Source organism: Bifidobacterium simiiventris, assembly GCF_019331715.1.
In the GTDB taxonomy this organism is placed as follows: domain Bacteria; phylum Actinomycetota; class Actinomycetes; order Actinomycetales; family Bifidobacteriaceae; genus Bifidobacterium; species Bifidobacterium simiiventris.
Genome location: NZ_JAHBBG010000002.1, coordinates 309,216 through 327,133 on the forward strand (window position 1 = coordinate 309,216; position 17,918 = coordinate 327,133).

General features: G+C 63.3%; 15 protein-coding genes. 9 read left to right on the forward strand and 6 right to left on the reverse strand.

Annotated features, from left to right (window positions below; genetic code table 11):
• The first annotated feature begins 69 nt into the window (after positions 1-69).
• The 5 genes from KIH76_RS03750 to KIH76_RS03770 all read left to right on the forward strand — a co-directional run bounded on the left by KIH76_RS03750 (position 70) and on the right by KIH76_RS03770 (position 3,336).
• On the forward strand, positions 70-1,035 hold the full coding sequence (locus tag KIH76_RS03750; RefSeq protein WP_214373459.1) for an L-lactate dehydrogenase: 966 nt from the start codon (positions 70-72) through the stop codon (positions 1,033-1,035).
• A 17-nt stretch (positions 1,036-1,052) separates the two neighbouring features.
• Positions 1,053-1,583, forward strand: coding sequence for a GNAT family N-acetyltransferase (locus tag KIH76_RS03755; RefSeq protein WP_236036818.1), 531 nt, complete (start codon positions 1,053-1,055; stop codon positions 1,581-1,583).
• Between the two features lie 198 nt (positions 1,584-1,781).
• Complete coding sequence (locus KIH76_RS03760; protein ID WP_214373460.1) at positions 1,782-2,396, forward strand: hypothetical protein; 615 nt, start codon at positions 1,782-1,784, stop codon at positions 2,394-2,396.
• A gap of 116 nt (positions 2,397-2,512) precedes the next feature.
• A complete protein-coding gene (locus KIH76_RS03765; protein ID WP_214373461.1) occupies positions 2,513-2,677 on the forward strand; it encodes a hypothetical protein in 165 nt (54 codons plus the stop codon).
• A gap of 110 nt (positions 2,678-2,787) precedes the next feature.
• Positions 2,788-3,336 (forward strand): type 1 glutamine amidotransferase domain-containing protein, encoded by a 549-nt coding sequence (locus KIH76_RS03770; protein WP_219069352.1) that lies wholly within the window; start codon positions 2,788-2,790, stop codon positions 3,334-3,336.
• 12 nt (positions 3,337-3,348) lie between these two features.
• Here KIH76_RS03770 and KIH76_RS03775 read toward each other — a convergent pair whose 3' ends face one another.
• Positions 3,349-4,218 carry a hypothetical protein gene (locus KIH76_RS03775; protein WP_219069354.1) on the reverse strand — a complete coding sequence of 290 codons (870 nt, stop codon included), beginning with the start codon at positions 4,216-4,218 and terminating at the stop codon, positions 3,349-3,351.
• Between the two features lie 85 nt (positions 4,219-4,303).
• Between KIH76_RS03775 and aroA the strand changes: the two genes are divergently transcribed.
• A complete protein-coding gene (gene aroA / locus KIH76_RS03780) occupies positions 4,304-5,659 on the forward strand; it encodes a 3-phosphoshikimate 1-carboxyvinyltransferase (RefSeq protein WP_219069356.1) in 1,356 nt (451 codons plus the stop codon).
• 117 nt (positions 5,660-5,776) lie between these two features.
• Here aroA and KIH76_RS03785 read toward each other — a convergent pair whose 3' ends face one another.
• The 4 genes from KIH76_RS03785 to guaA form a co-directional block, all read right to left on the reverse strand.
• On the reverse strand, positions 5,777-7,006 hold the full coding sequence (locus tag KIH76_RS03785) for an acetate/propionate family kinase (RefSeq protein ID WP_219069358.1): 1,230 nt from the start codon (positions 7,004-7,006) through the stop codon (positions 5,777-5,779).
• 94 nt (positions 7,007-7,100) lie between these two features.
• Positions 7,101-8,774, reverse strand: coding sequence for a phosphate acetyltransferase (pta, locus tag KIH76_RS03790; RefSeq protein ID WP_214373467.1), 1,674 nt, complete (start codon positions 8,772-8,774; stop codon positions 7,101-7,103).
• Between the two features lie 155 nt (positions 8,775-8,929).
• Positions 8,930-10,411 (reverse strand): DUF1846 domain-containing protein, encoded by a 1,482-nt coding sequence (locus KIH76_RS03795; protein ID WP_219069360.1) that lies wholly within the window; start codon positions 10,409-10,411, stop codon positions 8,930-8,932.
• 361 nt (positions 10,412-10,772) lie between these two features.
• Positions 10,773-12,335 carry a glutamine-hydrolyzing GMP synthase gene (gene guaA / locus KIH76_RS03800; RefSeq protein WP_214373469.1) on the reverse strand — a complete coding sequence of 521 codons (1,563 nt, stop codon included), beginning with the start codon at positions 12,333-12,335 and terminating at the stop codon, positions 10,773-10,775.
• A gap of 453 nt (positions 12,336-12,788) precedes the next feature.
• On the opposite strand from guaA, the gene KIH76_RS03805 reads away from it, so the two are divergent.
• From KIH76_RS03805 to KIH76_RS03815, 3 genes are all read left to right on the forward strand, one after another.
• Entirely contained in the window at positions 12,789-15,266 is a 2,478-nt protein-coding gene (locus tag KIH76_RS03805; RefSeq protein WP_163230528.1) for a phosphoketolase, read from the forward strand.
• A 195-nt stretch (positions 15,267-15,461) separates the two neighbouring features.
• Positions 15,462-16,514, forward strand: coding sequence for an inorganic phosphate transporter (locus KIH76_RS03810; RefSeq protein ID WP_214373470.1), 1,053 nt, complete (start codon positions 15,462-15,464; stop codon positions 16,512-16,514).
• Positions 16,515-16,551: 37 nt separating this feature from the next.
• Positions 16,552-17,175: a DUF47 domain-containing protein gene (locus KIH76_RS03815; RefSeq protein WP_219069361.1), complete on the forward strand. Its 624-nt coding sequence runs from the start codon at positions 16,552-16,554 to the stop codon at positions 17,173-17,175.
• Between the two features lie 98 nt (positions 17,176-17,273).
• Here KIH76_RS03815 and KIH76_RS03820 read toward each other — a convergent pair whose 3' ends face one another.
• Positions 17,274-17,918, reverse strand: coding sequence for a response regulator transcription factor (locus KIH76_RS03820; protein WP_219069364.1), 645 nt, complete (start codon positions 17,916-17,918; stop codon positions 17,274-17,276).

The window sequence follows — 17,918 nt, forward strand, 5'->3', positions numbered from 1 at the left end:
TAGCATCATGATCGTCAGTCATATGTGAGACGCATGGTTGAAACGGTCAGAAAAAGGAAGGGACGGCATATGGTCACGTCGCATCGCAGTCGGGTAGTGATCGTCGGCACGGGCAGCGTCGGCGCGGCGACCGCCGGTGCCATCGTCCTGCAAGGGTTGTGCGATGAACTGGTGCTCATCAACCATAATCCCGACAAGGCGTCCGGACTGGCCATGGACCTCATGGACGGCTCCGATTACACGGGTCGGTTCGTATCCATCCGCCGTGGCGACTGGCCCGACTGCCGCGATGCCGACATCGTGATCGTCACGGCCGGGCCGAAGCCGAAACCCGGCGAGACGCGGTTCCAGGAGCTCGGTGCGGCCATCGACATCGTCGATCCGATCCTGTGCGCCATCCGCGATTCCGGATTCGACGGCATCCTCATCATGGTCTCCAATCCGGTCGACGTGCTCAGCTGGTTCGCATGGAAGCGCACCGGGCTGCCGCGCGCCCAGGTCATCGGCTCCGGCACGGCACTCGACACATCCCGCATGAAGGCGATCATCGGCGACATCACCAGGCTCGACCCGCGCATGGTGTCCGGCTATGTGATCGGCGAACACGGCGACTCCCAGTTCGTGCCGTGGTCGACAGTCTCGTTCGTCGGCAAAAGCTTTACCCGATATCTGCAGGACAATCGGTCCCGTTATGCGGATATCACCTTGGATGGCATCGAGGAGCGGACGCGGCGGCGCGGTCTGCTCATCAAGTCGCTGCGCGGCGGCACCAGTCAGGGCATCGCCGCCACCGTGGCCGGACTGGCGCGCACGATCCTGTGGGACGAGCGGCGCGTGGTCCCTGTCTCCACGCTGATCGACGGCGAATACGAATACGACGAGCACGACGTGTTCCTGAGTCTGCCGGTCGCGTTGAACGCCGACGGCGTGGGTGATTTCGTCGACCTGCATCTCGACGAGAGCGAACTGGCCAAGTTCCATCGGTCCGCGAGCATTGTGCGGGAGCATTGCGCGATGATCGCAGACCGCCTGTAGAGGGGCGCTTGGCCGTGATGGTGCCTGTGTACATCCGCACATACCGACCGGAGGACGCTGCAGCGACGATGGATGTGTTCCGCCGCGCTGTCACCGAGACCGCGTCGCGTGACTACGACGACGAACAGGTGCGCGCGTGGGCTGGCAATACGGGAACATCGACGCAATGGGATGCGCGGCGGTCGGCCGTGCACACGTGGGTCGCTGAGACGGCGGATCGCCGGCCATCGATCGTCGGTTTCATCGATATCGACGACGACGGGTACATCGACATGCTGTTCGTTGATCCCGCGGTCGTGGGTCGTGGCGTGGCTTCGCGACTGTTCGATCAAGTGGAGCGGTACGCGGCGGCCAGCAATATCGCTCGGCTCTCCGTCCACGCCAGCATCACCGCGCGGCCGTTCTTCCGCCGTCACGGGTTCCGCACGGTCGAAACACGTCACCCACACATCGGCGAGGTGACGTTCGTCAACTATCGTATGGTGAGGGAGATTCGGTTCCCGGGATTTTTCCGGAACAATCCCGGGAACCGAACCATGTCCATATGAACATGCACATGCGCGTCATGATGCGGTTGCCCGTCGTCAGGATGTTCGTTATTGTGCGGTTTCCGGTTCCCGGGATTGTCCCGGAACAATCCCGGGAACCGGATTCATACAGAAATCCTGTATCACACGTTGCTCTACCTGGACAGATGCCCAATAATCAAGGCATCAAATACCCGGACACAGGGGAGCGAGCATATCATGAAACGTCCGTCACATATCCGCACCGGCATCCTGCCGCGCATAATCATCGCCGTCGGCGTGGCCCTCGCCCTCGCGGCACTGCTGATCCCGCTGGGACGGTCGCTAACCGTGCGCGCGTCCTATGCGCACGTCGCCATCACGTCATCCGACCAGTGGGCCGATCATTGCAGCGATATCACAGCCGATGACGAGGCGCTCGCGATCGATCGTACGCGTGCCGTCATGATCAATGGCCAAGCCAATCCGCTGATGTGCACCTTCCGCGATCCGGCCTCCGCGTTGCGCGCGTTCCGTGACACCGCCGATCTGTCTGATATTCAACGGCACTGCATCCTGCCATTGAACGTGCTGACCTGGCGGTGCTATGCGGGCTGGGTCGCCGGGCATGCGCCGTACGATGATCCGCGGATCGCCGCATTCTTCGACATCTACGAGAACACGGACGACAACGACCGCATCGTCACGACGCTCGCCGCCATGCAGCGGCGCGCCGAGGACGGCACGCTCACCGACACACAGCTGAGCGAACTGGCCATGCTGTTTCCCGACTATGCGCCCGTCAGCCGGTATATGCATACGTATGCGGACGATGCGGCGACGGTCGATGACTGACGTCGACATAACCGGTCGATTGAGGGAAGCTGATATGACGGGCATCATGGACCGGATGACGGATGATCATGACGGCCGCGGCCGGATGTCGTCGATGATCGCGACGGTGCTCGCCGTTGCGGTGCCGGTGCTGTTCATCGCCGGCGGACATCGCCACCGTCGACCTCACTTGCGACGGCAGCGACAAATCGCTCACTTCAGGCGAACAGTCGATGACCGACTATCTGTATCTCAACGACGACGGCAGGACATGGACCGAAATCGACCACGGCAACGGCTGAGCAATCGTCAGCCGATGCTTGACGGACGTTCGCTTTTCGATGAACTGACGATTAGCCGGCGGCGCGGCATAATGGATGACGGCATCATTCATGCCGTCAAGGAGGAAAGTATGGCCATCGAGAACGCCAAGGCGCTGATCATCGTGAACAACTGGGGCATCGAGGAGACGGAGCTGACCCGTCCGCTGCGCGATCTCAAAGCCGCGGGCGCCAAGGTCACGCTCGCCGCGACCGAACTGGAACCGTGCGAAACCGTGCAACACGACCGCTACGAGGGCGAGACGCTCACTCCGGACGTGAAGCTGTCCGACGTGCAGGCCGCCGACTACGATCTGCTCGTCGTGCCCGGCGGCACCTGCAACGTCGACCGTCTGCGCGTGAACGAGGATGCGATCACGCTCGCCCAGGAGTTTGCGCATGAAGGCAAGCCGATCGCCGCGATCTGCCACGGCGCATGGCTGCTCGTCAACGCCGGGCTGATGGAAGGCAAGACCGCGTCGCCGTGCCGCTACATCGCCGCCGACATCGAAAACGCGGGCGGCCATTACGTCAACGAGGAAGTGACCGTCGACGACGCGAACGGTTGGCGGTTCATCACCTCGCGCACGCCCGCCGACCTCGACGCGTTCGTCGGTGCGATCAAGAACACGCTCGCCTGAAATTTCATCCCGTCAGGCGACGAAGCGCAGGTAGGTGCGGTCGTCGAAGGATGCCTGGCCGGGCATGAAGCCTTTGGTGGTGCGGTAGTCGCGGATGAGCTGCGGGTCGTCGCGGCGCAGACGGTCCAGTTCCCGCTCCGATTCGGCAAGCGTCGGACGCAACAGGGGATAGCCGTCCGAGGCGAGCACCACCTCGTCGCCTGTATTGATCGGGACCGTACGAATCGGATACGTTGGGTCGGTGAACCCGTCGAACACGAAATAACCGTATTCGCCGCGCCGGTTCGCGAACCGCGACTGCAAACGCAGGAATGGCAAAATCATGTCGCGGGCCGGATCATCCGCTTCGGACGCCGCCGTCCGGCCGGTGGGGGCCGGTGACGATGGCATATCATCCTGCGTGCGGTCCGACTCGTCATCTCTCAACGCCAATGCCTGCGCGGCGAACGATCGCAGCTCGCCCAGCAACTCGTCCACGCGCTTCACCGTCGGCGTCTGCACGCCGTTCACCATGATCTGACAGTCACCGAACAGCCACGCCTCATGCCGGGCCGCACTGTAGACCACCGCGTTCGCCTGCAACCGTTCCCACGGTTCACGTTCGAAGAGCTGCGCGTCGGCGGTCATGTCATACCGCGCCCGCAAGCAGTCATCCAACGCCGACTGCACCTGCCGCATCGTCGCGTCCGCCGGCAATCCGGCAATCGCGCCCAGCAACAGATTCTTCGCGACGACCCCGCCGCTCGGCCGCCACACATGCCGCACGCTTTTGCTCGTCACGCCGTCCACCACGGCCGCGAACCCGTTTGTAACGGCCAGCCCATCCTCGTTCAATGACTGGTCGGCCCTCTTGCCTCGGCAGCACCGTTCGATCACACGCATGCCTTCCACCATAGTCCCATAGCCGCAGCATGCGAATGCGGACGCGACCCCGCCGTTTTTCGATGGAACCGATACGATAAGGCACATGAGCGAAACGAACAATCCCGAACTGTGGCCCGCACCAACGGCGAACGGGCCGATCAACGCCACCGTCACCATCCCCGGCAGCAAATCACTGTCGAACCGCTACCTCATCCTCGCCGCACTCGGCTCCAAGCCGGTGAAGCTGGTCGGTCTGCTGCGCTCGCGCGACACCGAACTCATGATGGGCGCGCTCACCGCGCTCGGCGTGCGCTGCGACATCGATCCTGATGTTGAGACGACCGTCACCGTCACGCCTCCGGACTCCGGGCGATTCAGCGGCAACGTCGACGTGTACTGCGGCCTCGCCGGCACGGTCATGCGCTTCGTGCCCGGACTGGCGCTGTTCGCCGACGGGCCGGTGCGGTTCGACGGCGACGAACAGGCGTATGCGCGTCCGATGAAGCCAGTGCTTGACGGACTCGAACAACTTGGCGCGACCGTCGACTACCACGGTGAGATTGGGCGGCTGCCGTTCACGATCACGCCGCCGGCGCAGTTGCCGGGCGCTGACGGTGCCTCTGGCGCCGCGCATGTCGCGATCGACTCGTCCGGCTCATCACAGTTCATCTCCGGACTGCTGCTGATCGGCTCGCGACTGCCCGGAGGACTATTGCTGACGCATACCGGCGAGAAGACGCCGAGCCTGCCGCACATCCGCATGACCGTCGCCGACGTGAACGGGGCCGGCGGACATGCGCTCGCCGACGAGAACGCACGCGTGTGGACGGTGCAACCGGGCGCGTTGCAGCTGCCGGAACGCGTGGTCGTGGAACCGGACCTGTCGAACGCGGCGCCGTTCCTCGGTGCCGCGCTGATCGCGGGAGGCACGGTGCGTGTGCCGCATTGGCCGGTCGAGACGACCCAGCCGGGCGGCCTGCTGCCGGGATATCTGGAACGCATGGGCGCGACCGTCACGTTCCCGGAGCTCGACGGGATTCGCTACTGCGAAGTGACGGCCGCCACCGGTGCGATTCGCGGTCTTGGCGACTTCGATCTGACGGCGGCGGGGGAGATCGCGCCGTCGCTGGCGGCGATCCTCGTATTCGCGGACGCGCCGACGCGCATGATCGGCATCGGGCACCTGCGTGGGCATGAGACGAACCGGCTCGAGGCGCTGGTCACTGAGATCCGACGCGTCGGGGGAGAAGCCCGCGAACTGCCGGACGGCATCGAGATCACGCCGGTGCCACGCGAGCAACTGCATGGTGCGGTGATGGAATCGTACGCCGATCACCGCATGGCCACGTTCGCCGCGATGATCGGACTCGCAGTACCGGGAGTGGAGATCGTGAATGTGACGACCACGCGCAAGACACTGCCCGACTTTGTGGGCATGTGGACGGGCATGCTGATGTAGCCGTAGCGTAATGGTTCGTTCTCGACGCGCGGACATGAAGAAAGCCCCAACGGTGAAGACCGTCGGGGCTTTCTTCGCATCAGCCGATCAGCATCTCAGCAGACCGGTCTGAATGGCTCACTTGGCGAACTTGTTGCCGTAGGTGTCCTCGCCGGCTTCCGCGATGGCGGCGGACTTGCGGGCGATGGCCAGCTCCTCGTTGGTCGGGATCACGGCGATGACCACGGACGAATCCGGGGTGGAGATGACGCGCGGCTCCTTGGAACGCTTCGCGTTCTTCTCCTCGTCGAGCTTGACGCCGAACGGGGCGAGCTTGTCGCACACCATCTTGCGCACGATGTCGTCGTTCTCGCCGACGCCGGCGGTGAAGGTGATCACGTCCACGCCGCCCATCTGCGCGGTGTAGTTGCCGATGTAGCCGACGATGCGGTGCACGTACACGTCAAGCGCCAGCTTGGCGTCCTCATTGCCCTCGGCCACCAGACGGTGCACCTCGCGCAGATCGCCGAAGCCGGTCATGCCCATCATGCCGGAACGCTTGTTGAACAGGGCATCCAGCTCGTCCACGTTCATGTGGGCGTTGCGGATGAGATGGAAGACAACGGCCGGGTCGATGTCGCCGGTGCGGCCACCCATGACGAGGCCCTCGAGCGGGGTCAGGCCCATCGAGGTCTCGACCGGCTTGCCGGAGATCTCGGCGGAAGCGGAGGCGCCATTGCCGATGTGCAGGACGATCTGCTTCAAGCCCTCGGCCGGCTTGCCGATGACTTCCGGCACCACGGAGGAGATGAACTCGTGGGAGGTGCCGTGGGCGCCGTAACGGCGGATGTGGTACTGGTCGGCGATCTCCTTGTTCAGCGCGTAGGTGCTGGACGCCTTCGGCAGCTGGAAGAAGAAGGAGGAGTCGAACACGAAGATCTGCGGCACGTCCGGCAGCAGCGCGCGCATGACCTCGGCGCCCTTGGCCTCCGGGCCGTTGTGCAGCGGGGCGAGCACGGCCAGATCCTTGACCTGGTTGATGGTCTTGTCATTGACCAGAGCCGGCTTCGGGAAGAGGGAGCCGCCCTGGACCACGCGGTGGCCGACGGCGACGATGTTCGCGTCGGCGAGCTTCGGGCCGTACTCCTCGAAGAAGCCGAGCACGCGCTTCAAGCCCTGCTCGTGGTCGTGGATCGGCTCCTCGAGCTCGTGCTTCTCGCCGTTGTACTCGTGCTTGTAGTGGCCGTCGATCGGCTCGCCGATCTTCTCGACGAGGCCGGACGCGAGGCCCTCGCCGGACTCGAGATCAACCAGCTGGTACTTGATCGAGCTGGAACCGGAATTGATGACAAGGACGGTTTTCGCCATTGTGGGCATCCTCCATATTGTTTGCCGTGCCGCGAAAACGCGGCTTTCCAAATCTTCAGATTACTCGTTGCTTGCTACAAACGACGTGGCAGCATCACTGCTGGGCTTCGATGGCGGTGAGGGCGATCGTGTTGATGATGTCCTGCACGAGCGCGCCGCGCGACAGGTCGTTGACCGGCTTGTTGAGGCCCTGCAGCACCGGGCCGATGGCGAGCGCCCCGGAGGAGCGCTGCACGGCCTTGTATCCGATGTTGCCGGCGCACAGGTCGGGGAACACGAACACGTTCACGTGGCCGGCGACGTCGTTGCCCTTGGCCTTGGTGGCGGCTACGGTCGGCGACCATGCGGCGTCGAACTGGATGGAGCCGACGACCGGCAGATCCGGCGCCTTCTCCTTGACGATGCGGGTGGCCTCCTCGACGACGTCAACGTCCGGTCCCTTGCCTGATCCGAGCGTGGAGTAGGAGAGCATGCCGACCTTCGGCTCGATGCCGAATGCCTTCGCGGTCTCGGCGGACTGGATGGCGATGTCGGCCAGCTGTTCGGCGGTCGGGTTCAAGTTGATCGCACAGTCGGCGAAGACGGCCACATGGTCCTTGAAGCACATGAGGAACGAGCCGGAGACGAGCGACTGGCCGGGCTTGGTCTTGATGACCTGCAGGGCCGGACGCACGGTGTTCGCCGTGGAATTGACCGAACCGGAGACGAGGCCGTCCGCGTAACCGAGCACGACGAGCATCGTGCCGAAGTAGCTCGCGTCCTTGAGCTGCTGGCGCGCCTGGTCCTCGGTCATGCCCTTCTTGGCGCGCAGCTCGCACAGCTTGGCGACCATCGGCTTAACGATGTTCTCGTCGTTCATCGACTGGAAGCGCGCCTTGTCGAGCGAATGCAGCCCGAGCTCGGCCCCGCGGGCGAGAATCGCGTCGCGTTCGCCCACGATGATGAGGTTCGCGACCTCGCGTTCGAGCAGGTAGTCGGCCGCCTTGAGGATGCGGTCTTCCTCGCCCTCGGGCAGCACGATCGTCTTCTTGTTGACCTTCGCGCGGCCGAGCAGGCTGTGCTGGAACGCGTACGAGGTGACGGGGAAATCGATGTCGACGTCGAGCGCCTTGAGCACCTCCTCGGTCGGCACGTTGTCCTGGAACGCCTTGAGCGCGGCGTCCGCCTGCGAAGCCTCGGTGAACGGGGTCTGCGGGATGGTCCACACCGGCAGACCGAACTCGGCGAGCGTGTTCTTGACGAACACCGAATGGCGCGGGTCGCAGCCGGTCACGAAGATGCCGAGCACCTTGTTGCCGGCTGCCTCCATGCCTTCGATCGACAGCTGCACGGTCTCGCGCAGCTCGTCGGGCCAGCGGTCGATCGTGCATACGGCGAGGAAGACGCCGGCCTGCAGGTCGGCGGCGATGTTCGCGTTGAACTCGTAGGCGGTCGGATCGTTGACGTGCGACTTGTCGGTGCCGACGATCAGCGCCGCGTCGGCTCGTGAGACGCTCATCGCATCGTCGAACGCCGCGACGATGTCGCCGCGCGACGCCTCCTTGTCGCGGCGCACCTTGTGGATGTCGAGACCGGAGGACAGGGCCACGCCGAGGCCGGCGTTCGATGCGTTCAGCAGGATCGGCGTGAAATGGTCGTGGTTGGACACGGCAGGGCGGAACACCGCGGTCTTGTACTTGGTGGTCAACGCCTTGAGCACGCCGTATGCGACGACGTTGCGGCCGTTGGCCCCTTCCGGAGAGGCGATGTAGATGTTGGTGACTGCCACAGTGAAACTCCTTGCTTGGGAATGATGCTGCCGTGTGACCACGCTGTTCACACTCACCGATCATTCTAGTACGTGACAGTTGCGGATACGGTTTGCCCCGCAATGTGACCTGCGTCACACTTGCGGGGCAAAAGCTCCGTCGTCAGAGCACGTGATTACTTGTGGTAGAGGCTTACGCGCTCGTACTTCGGTTCGCAGCACACGTTGATGCCGAGCTTGCGGTACAGCGCCTCGTCGGTCGGGGAGATGATGACCGAGAAGAACGCGTCGCAGCCGCGCAGCTGTTCCAGTCCGGCGATCACCTTCGCGGCGAGCGGACTGACCGAACTGGTGATCGACAGCGCGATGAGCGTCTCGTCGGAGTGCAGACGGCGGTTCGTGCTGTTGAGATGCTCGGTCTTGAGCCGGCAGATCGGTTCGATCGTGTTGTCGTCGATCACCGGCAGTTCCGCGTCCACGCCGGTCACGGCCTTGAGCGCGTTCATGAGCAGCGCGCTGGCCGCTCCCATGAGCACGCCGGTCTTGCCGGTGACCACACGGCCATCCGGCAGCACCATCGCGCCGGCCGGAGCGCAGGTCAGCTTCTCCTTGCGCAATGCGGCCGCACGCGCCGGCGACAGGTTCTCGTCCACGCCGGCACGCTGCATGATCGAACGCAGCCGTTCGACCTGCTCCTCGCCGGTGCCGGTGCGCCTGAGCTGTTCGGCGGCCGTGAAATAGCGTCGCACGATCTCCATCTTCGCGGCTTCGCGGCACGCGTCATCGTCCGAGATCGCGTAGCCGGCCATGTTCACGCCCATGTCGGTGGGGCTCTGGTACGGGCTTTCGCCCAGGATTCGCTCCATCATGGCCTTGAGGACGGGGAACGCCTCGACGTCGCGGTTGTAGTTGACCGTCGTCTTGCCGTACGCCTCAAGGTGGAGCGGGTCGATGATGTTCGCGTCGTCGAGGTCGACGGTCGCCGCCTCGTACGCGATGTTGACCGGATGGTTGAGCGGCAGGTTCCAGATCGGGAACGTCTCGTATTTCGCGTAGCCGGCCGTGATGCCGCGCTGGTGCTCGTGGTAGAGCTGCGACAGGCAGGTGGCGAGCTTGCCGGAGCCGGGGCCAGGCGCGGTAACGACGACGAGCGGGCGGCTGGTTTCGATGTAGTCGTTGCGGCCGTAGCCTTCCGGCGACACGATACGTTCGATGTCATGCGGATAGCCGGTGATGGGGTAGTGCAGATGGCAGGTGACGCCGAGTTGGGCGAGACGATGGCGGTAGATGTCGGCGGCCGGCTGGTTCGCGTATTGCGTGAGCACGACTGAGCCGACGTAGAAGCCGCGGGAGCGGAACACGTCGATCAGACGCAGCACATCCTCGTCGTAGGTGATACCGAGATCGCCGCGCATCTTGGCTTTTTCGATGTGGTTGGCGTTGATCGCGATGACGATCTCCACGTCCTGCTTCATGCTGTCGAGCATGCGGAACTTGGTGTCCGGCTGGAATCCGGGCAATACGCGCGAGGCATGGTAGTCGTCGAACAGTTTGCCGCCGAATTCCAGGTAGAGCTTGCCGCCGAACTGCGCGATGCGCTTCCTGATGTTCTCGGCCTGCAGCGCGATGTACTTGTCGTTGTCAAATCCCTGTCGCATGGGCGCCCATCCTTTTCGAACGTCGTCGTAAACGCAAGGATTATACCGGAAAACCGCTCCGGCCGCGACATGCAAAAGCGGGTCGGAACCACAACGATTCCGACCCGCTTTCGCGATTCCTTATATCCGGCCTCAAGATCGGTCCAGGAAAGATTCCAGAGGGAATAGTCGCAGGATGCGTGCGGTAGCAAGGCGTACCGAGGGAAGATGTGCTCAGCACATCGACCGAGGAGCAACGCAGCTAACGCCCCGTCACCTGGTGAGATTCGGCGATGTGTGCGGAGACCGACGTCTGAGGCCGAAGGCGTGCTGAGCACGTCGAGCGCCGAAGAAAGTCGGTATACGCACACATCGCCGAATCTCACTCCCATTCGATGGTTGCCGGGGGCTTGGAGGTGCAGTCCAGCACGACGCGGTTGATCTGGCGGCATTCGTTGGTGATGCGCGTGGAGATCGTGGCGAGGACGTCGTAGGGCAGGCGCGACCAGTCGGCGGTCATGGCGTCTTCGGAGGAGACGGGACGCAGGACGATGGGGGAACCGTAGGTACGCTCGTCGCCCTGGACGCCGACGGAGTGGACGTCGGCGAGGAGCACGACGGGGCACTGCCAGATGTCGCGGTCGAGACCGGCCTTGGTAAGCTCCTCGCGGGCGATGGCGTCGGCTTCGCGCAGCAGGTCGAGGCGTTCCTTGGTGATTTCGCCGATGATGCGGATGCCGAGGCCCGGGCCGGGGAACGGCTGGCGCCAGACGATCTCGTCGGGCAGACCGAGCTCGGTGCCGATGGCGCGCACCTCGTCCTTGAACAGGGTGCGCAGCGGTTCGACGAGCTGGAACTTGAGATCCTTGGGGAGTCCTCCGACGTTGTGGTGGCTCTTGATGTTGGCCGCGCCGTCGCCGCCGCCGGATTCGACGACGTCCGGATACAGCGTGCCCTGCACGAGGAACTTGACTTCCTTGCCGCGTGCGCCAGCCTCTTCGAGGACCTGGCGCTGGGCCTTTTCGAAGGTGCGGATGAACTTCTCGCCGATGATCTTGCGCTTCTTCTCCGGTTCGGAGACGCCCTTCAAGGCGGTGAGGAAGTCGTCGGCCGCGTCGACGGTGATCAGGCGGATGCCGGTGGCGGCGACGAAGTCGTGCTTGACCTGCTCGACTTCGCCCTTCCTGAGCAGGCCGTGGTCGACGAACACACAGGTGAGCTGGTCGCCGACGGCCTTGTGCACGAGGGCCGCGGCGACGGCGGAGTCGACGCCGCCGGACAGGCCGCAGATCACTTCGGCGTCGCCGACCTGTTCGCGGATCTTCTTGACCTGGTCTTCGATGATGCTGGAGGCGTCCCAGTCGTTGGGCAGGCCGGCGCACTGGTGCAGGAAGGTTTCGATGAGCTGCTGGCCCATCGGGGTGTGCTTGACCTCGGGGTGCCACTGCACGCCGTAGAGCTTGCGGGATTCGTCCTGCATGGCGGCGACGGGAGCGCCTTCGGTGTGGGCGAGGACCTCGAAGCCGGCCGGCGCGGTCTTGACGGCGACGCCGTGGCTCATCCACGTGTTCTGTTCGGCCGGGGAACCGGCGAGGATGCCGTCCGCGTGGTCGATCGTGGTTTCGGTCTTGCCGTATTCGCCGAGCGCGGCCTTGTCGACGTCGGCGCCGAGCGCGTAGGCCATCGCCTGGAAGCCGTAGCAGATGCCGAGCACGGGGACGCCGGCGTCGAACAGCTTCGTGTCGACGCGCGGGGCGCCCGGCTCGAAGACGGAGGCCGGGCCGCCGGACAGGATGATGGCCTTGGGATCCTTGGCGAGGATCTCGTCCGCGGGCATGGAATGGGGCACGAGTTCGGAGTACACGCCGGCCTCGCGCACGCGGCGCGCGATGAGCTGGGCGTACTGGGCTCCGAAGTCGACGACGAGCACAGGACCTGTTGCCATAATTCTCCCTTATATAACGAGATGACTGACGGACGGATAACAGATCCATTGTGGCGGCGCAAGGCGACATTGGGCCGTATCGCCACGCTGGTCAAGTAGATGACCGCAATGTGACATCGCGTTATGTTCAGTTGAACAACACGCGCGTGTCTATCGGGAGAAACGAACGCGGCGAAACGGTTCGAGATGCCGGTTTTACGCGAAATGGAGCCGTTTTTGGGTTACGATAGAGTGAACTGCGTGTTCACAAAACGACCATGAAAAGCAAACAAAAGAGAAAATTTCCATAACAATTACGAACACACATGCAAAAAAACGGCCAAAAGTCGGGCTTCGATCGTATGATGCCAAGTGATTGGGATTGAGCACGGCTAAATCGCAAGGTTCGGCACGGCCCATGACCTACCGATAACAATCAATCGCACAACACAGTGCAGGAGTACAGGAGTACATATGACGAGTCCTGTTATTGGCACCCCTTGGAAGAAGCTCAACGCTCCGGTTTCCGAGGAAGCCCTCGAAGGCGTTGACAAGTACTGGCGCGCCGCCAACTACCTTTCCATCGGCCAGATCTATCTGCGTTCCAACCCGCTGATGAAGGCGCCGTTCACCCGTGAAGACGTCAAGCACCGTCTGGTTGGCCACTGGGGCACCACTCCGGGCCTGAACTTCCTCATCGGCCACATCAACCGCTTCATCGCCGACCACGGCCAGAACACCGTGATCATCATGGGCCCGGGCCACGGCGGCCCGGCCGGTACCTCCCAGTCCTACCTGGACGGCACCTACACCGAGACCTTCCCGAAGATCACCAAGGACGAGGCTGGTCTGCAGAAGTTCTTCCGTCAGTTCTCCTACCCGGGCGGCATCCCGTCCCACTTCGCTCCGGAGACCCCGGGCTCCATCCACGAGGGTGGCGAGCTGGGTTACGCTCTGTCCCACGCTTACGGCGCCATCATGGACAACCCGTCCCTGTTCGTGCCGGCCATCGTCGGCGACGGTGAGGCCGAGACCGGCCCGCTGGCCACCGGTTGGCAGTCCAACAAGCTCGTGAACCCGCGCACCGACGGTATCGTGCTGCCGATCCTGCACCTCAACGGCTACAAGATCGCCAACCCGACCATCCTGTCGCGTATCTCCGACGAAGAGCTCCACGAGTTCTTCCACGGCATGGGCTACGAGCCGTACGAGTTCGTCGCCGGCTTCGACGATGAGGACCACATGTCCATCCATCGCCGCTTCGCCGAGCTGTGGGAGACCATCTGGGACGAGATCTGCGACATCAAGGCGACCGCCCAGACCGACAATGTGCATCGTCCGTTCTACCCGATGCTCATCTTCCGCACCCCGAAGGGCTGGACCTGCCCGAAGTACATCGACGGCAAGAAGACCGAGGGCTCCTGGCGTTCGCACCAGGTGCCGCTGGCTTCCGCCCGCGATACCGAGGCTCACTTCGAGGTCCTCAAGAACTGGCTCGAGTCCTACAAGCCGGAGGAGCTGTTCGACGAGAACGGCGCCGTGAAGGAAGACGTCACCGCCTTCATGCCGAAGGGCGAGCTGCGTATCGGTGCCAACCCGAACGCCAACGGCGGCGTGATCCGCAAGGATCTGGATCTGCCGAACCTCGAGGACTACGAGGTCAAGGAAGTCAAGAAGTACGGCCACGGCTGGGGCCAGCTCGAGGCCACCCGTACCCTCGGCGCCTACACCCGCGACATCATCGCCCGCAACATGCACGACTTCCGTATCTTCGGACCGGATGAGACCGCTTCCAACCGTCTGCAGGCCTCCTACGAGGTCACCAACAAGCAGTGGGATGCCGGCTACATCTCCGACGAGGTCGACGAGCACATGCACGTCTCCGGCCAGGTTGTCGAGCAGCTGTCCGAGCACCAGATGGAAGGCTTCCTCGAGGCCTACCTGCTCACCGGCCGTCACGGCATCTGGAGCTCCTACGAGTCCTTCGTGCACGTGATCGACTCCATGCTCAACCAGCACGCCAAGTGGCTTGAGGCTACCGTCCGCGAGATCCCGTGGCGCAAGCCGATCGCCTCCATGAACCTGCTGGTCTCCTCGCACGTGTGGCGTCAGGATCACAACGGCTTCTCGCACCAGGACCCGGGCGTCACCTCCGTCCTGCTGAACAAGTGCTTCCACAACGACCACGTCATCGGCATCTACTTCGCGACCGACGCGAACATGCTGCTGGCCATCGCCGAGAAGTGCTACAAGTCCACCAACAAGATCAACGCCATCATCGCCGGCAAGCAGCCGGCCGCCACCTGGCTGACCCTCGACGAGGCTCGCGCCGAGCTCGAGAAGGGTGCCGCCGCTTGGGATTGGGCTTCCACCGCGAAGACCAACGATGAGGCCGAGGTCGTGCTTGCCGCCGCCGGCGATGTCCCGACTCAGGAGATCATGGCCGCCTCCGACAAGCTGAAGGAACTGGGCATCAAGTTCAAGGTCGTCAACGTGGCTGATCTGCTCTCCCTGCAGTCCGCCAAGGAGAACGACGAGGCCCTGACCGACGAGGAGTTCGCCGACATCTTCACCGCCGACAAGCCGGTGCTGTTCGCGTACCACTCCTACGCTCACGACGTGCGCGGCCTGATCTACGATCGTCCGAACCACGACAACTTCAATGTCCACGGCTACGAGGAGGAAGGCTCCACCACCACGCCGTACGACATGGTTCGCGTGAACCGCATCGATCGTTACGAGCTGACCGCTGAGGCCCTGCGCATGATCGACGCCGACAAGTACGCCGACAAGATCGCCGAGCTCGAGGCCTTCCGTCAGGAAGCCTTCCAGTTCGCGGTCGACAACGGCTACGATCACCCGGACTACACCGACTGGGTGTACTCCGGCCTGAACACCGAGGAGAAGGGCGCCATCACCGCCACCGCCGCCACCGCCGGCGACAACGAGTGACGATAGCCTGATCGCTAGGTCATAAGGGAGCAACGCTCCCCGAGGGAAACCTCGGGGAGCGTTTTTATATTTCATGGCCCTGTTGAGGAAGTAACAAGGAACAACACGACACGAATGATGTGACTACGTAGCCACGTATCGTATACAATCGGACTGTTCGATTCCCGCCCCTCGAAGAAGAAGGACCGATTCCCCGTGGATGTGTCCCTGTCGTATTTCGTCCAACAGGTGCTTTCCAACCCTGCACTGGCCGTGACAACGTTGCTAACGCTCGGCGTCATCTTCGTCAACGGATGGACCGATGCTCCCAACGCCATCGCGACCTGCGTGACCACCCGGTGTATGCGTGTGCGCTCGGCCGTCATCATGGCCGCCGTGCTCAACTTCCTCGGCGTGTTCCTCATGACGCAGCTCAACGCATCGGTCGCATCCACCATCTCCAACATGGTCGACTTCGGCGGCGACACGCACGCCGCGCTCATCGCGTTATGCGCGGCGCTGTTCTCCATCGTCATCTACAGCGTCGGCGCATCCATGCTCGGCATCCCCACGTCGGAAAGCCACAGCCTCATCGCCGGCCTGTCCGGTGCGGCTATCGCCATCCAGGGCGGCATGGGTGGCATCAACATGGGCGAATGGGTCAAGGTGCTCTACGGCCTCGTGGCCAGCCTCGTCATCGGCTTCGGCATGGGATGGATCGTATGCAAGGCCGTCACCCTGATCTGCGCCGGACTCGACCGCCGCCGCACCAACGGGTTCTTCACCTACGCGCAGATCGTCGGCGCGGCCGCGATGAGCTTCATGCATGGCGCGCAGGACGGTCAGAAGTTCATTGGCGTGCTCTTCCTCGGCATGGCGTTCTGCAACGGCCAGCCGAGCGTGGCCGGAGTGGTGATCCCCGTATGGCTCATGATCCTGTGCAGCACCATCATGGGCGTCGGCACATCGGTCGGTGGCGAGAAGATCATCAAATCCGTCGGGCAGGACATGGTCCGTCTCGAAAAGTACCAGGGCTTTTCCGCCGACCTGTCGAGCGCGCTGTGCCTGCTGCTCATGACCGTGCTCGGCATTCCCGTCTCCACCACGCACACCAAGACCAGCGCCATCATGGGCGTCGGCGCGGTCCGCCGCCTGTCGGCCATCAACTTCGGCGTGGTGCGCGACATGATGCTCACCTGGGTGTTCACGTTCCCCGGCTGCGGCATTATCAGCTTCGTCATGGCCAAACTGTTCATGTTCGTGTTCTAGACCGCCGTTATCTGAGTAGGTTCAGGAGGAAACCCCAATGGCAAGGAAAAACGACTCGTTCTATTTCGACGGCTTCAAGCAGAGCGCCGACTACGCCTGTCAGGCCGCGCATCTGCTGAGCGACGTCATGCACACATTCGACCCGACGCAGCTGCGGACGCGCATGGACGAGATGCACCGCATTGAACAGGCCGCCGACGAGGTGCGCCACCGGATGCTCGACGAACTGGTGACCGCGTTCATCACGCCGTTCGACCGCGAGGACATCGCCGAACTGAGCCACATCCTCGACAACGTCACCGACAGCATCGAAGGCGTGCTCGACCGCATGTACTACGACAACGTGACCGTGATGCGCGAGGACGCGCTCGAGCTGGCCGACATGGTCGTGCGCGCCTGCGAGCGGATCGCGGAGCTTGTCGCCCAGCTGCCGCAGTTCAAGCGTTCCAAGACGCTGCGCGAACTTGTGTTCGACATCAACACCATCGAAACCGACGCCGATCATGTGTTCATCGAGGCGATGCGCACCTTGCACACCACCTGCGATGATCCGATGCAGGTGTACGCGTGGCATGACGTGTATCGTCACCTCGAACAGTGCGCCGACGACTGCGAGCACGTGGCCGACGCCATCGACAGCATCGTCATGAAGAACAGCTGACGGTGGCCTCTCCGGCCGGCCGAGGGCTTCGAAAAATTGCTCGACTCGGCTTTGCCTCGCTCGAAATGACAGGGCTGCGTCACAAACCGAGGAGACGATCAGCGGTAGGCGCTGATCCACATGATCGCAAGTTGCGTGCGGTTCGTCAGTCCCAGCTTGTCAAGGATGCCGCTGATGCGGTTGCGCACCGTACCCTCGCTCAGGAACAGTCTGGCGGCGATGTCACGGTTGTCGAGTCCCTCGGCGACCAGCGCGACGATGTCGAGATCGCGGTCGGGCAGCATGGCGAACGCCTCACGGTCGGCCGCATGATCGGCCTTGGCAGGGGATCCCGATTCGGACAGTTTGCCGAGCACTTCGGCGCCGAGCACGATCTGCCCGGCCATCACCGCCTGCAACGCCGGTCCGACCGACGCGACATCCTGCTTGATGAGATAGCCGCGCGCGCCCAACGCCACTGCCTGCGTGATATACGACTTGTCCGCAAACGTGGTCAGGAACAGGATCTTCGCGGCCGGGTCCTTAGCGAGAATCTCCCGGGCGGCCGTCAGCCCGTCCTTGCCGGGCATCTGCACGTCGATGAGCAGCACGTCCGGCCGGCTCGACGGCGAGCGGAAATACTCCGTCACCGCAGCATCACCGTCGTTCGCCGTCCACAGTACATCCGACACATGCGTCGCCGTCAGGATCGTCGCCAATGACTGACATACGATCGGATCGTCGTCCACAATCGCCGTTTTCAT

Excerpts from the sequence above, each read along its gene's own strand:
- KIH76_RS03750 (WP_214373459.1), top strand. The coding sequence starts at position 70 with ATGGTCACGTCGCATCGCAGTCGGGTAGTGATCGTCGGCACGGGCAGC.
- KIH76_RS03755 (WP_236036818.1), top strand. The coding sequence starts at position 1,053 with ATGGTGCCTGTGTACATCCGCACATACCGACCGGAGGACGCTGCAGCG.
- KIH76_RS03760 (WP_214373460.1), top strand. The coding sequence starts at position 1,782 with ATGAAACGTCCGTCACATATCCGCACCGGCATCCTGCCGCGCATAATC.
- KIH76_RS03770 (WP_219069352.1), top strand. The coding sequence starts at position 2,788 with ATGGCCATCGAGAACGCCAAGGCGCTGATCATCGTGAACAACTGGGGC.
- KIH76_RS03775 (WP_219069354.1), bottom strand. The coding sequence starts at position 4,218 with ATGCGTGTGATCGAACGGTGCTGCCGAGGCAAGAGGGCCGACCAGTCA.
- aroA (WP_219069356.1), top strand. The coding sequence starts at position 4,304 with ATGAGCGAAACGAACAATCCCGAACTGTGGCCCGCACCAACGGCGAAC.
- KIH76_RS03785 (WP_219069358.1), bottom strand. The coding sequence starts at position 7,006 with ATGGCGAAAACCGTCCTTGTCATCAATTCCGGTTCCAGCTCGATCAAG.
- KIH76_RS03795 (WP_219069360.1), bottom strand. The coding sequence starts at position 10,411 with ATGCGACAGGGATTTGACAACGACAAGTACATCGCGCTGCAGGCCGAG.
- guaA (WP_214373469.1), bottom strand. The coding sequence starts at position 12,335 with ATGGCAACAGGTCCTGTGCTCGTCGTCGACTTCGGAGCCCAGTACGCC.
- KIH76_RS03805 (WP_163230528.1), top strand. The coding sequence starts at position 12,789 with ATGACGAGTCCTGTTATTGGCACCCCTTGGAAGAAGCTCAACGCTCCG.
- KIH76_RS03815 (WP_219069361.1), top strand. The coding sequence starts at position 16,552 with ATGGCAAGGAAAAACGACTCGTTCTATTTCGACGGCTTCAAGCAGAGC.
- KIH76_RS03820 (WP_219069364.1), bottom strand. The coding sequence starts at position 17,918 with ATGAAAACGGCGATTGTGGACGACGATCCGATCGTATGTCAGTCATTG.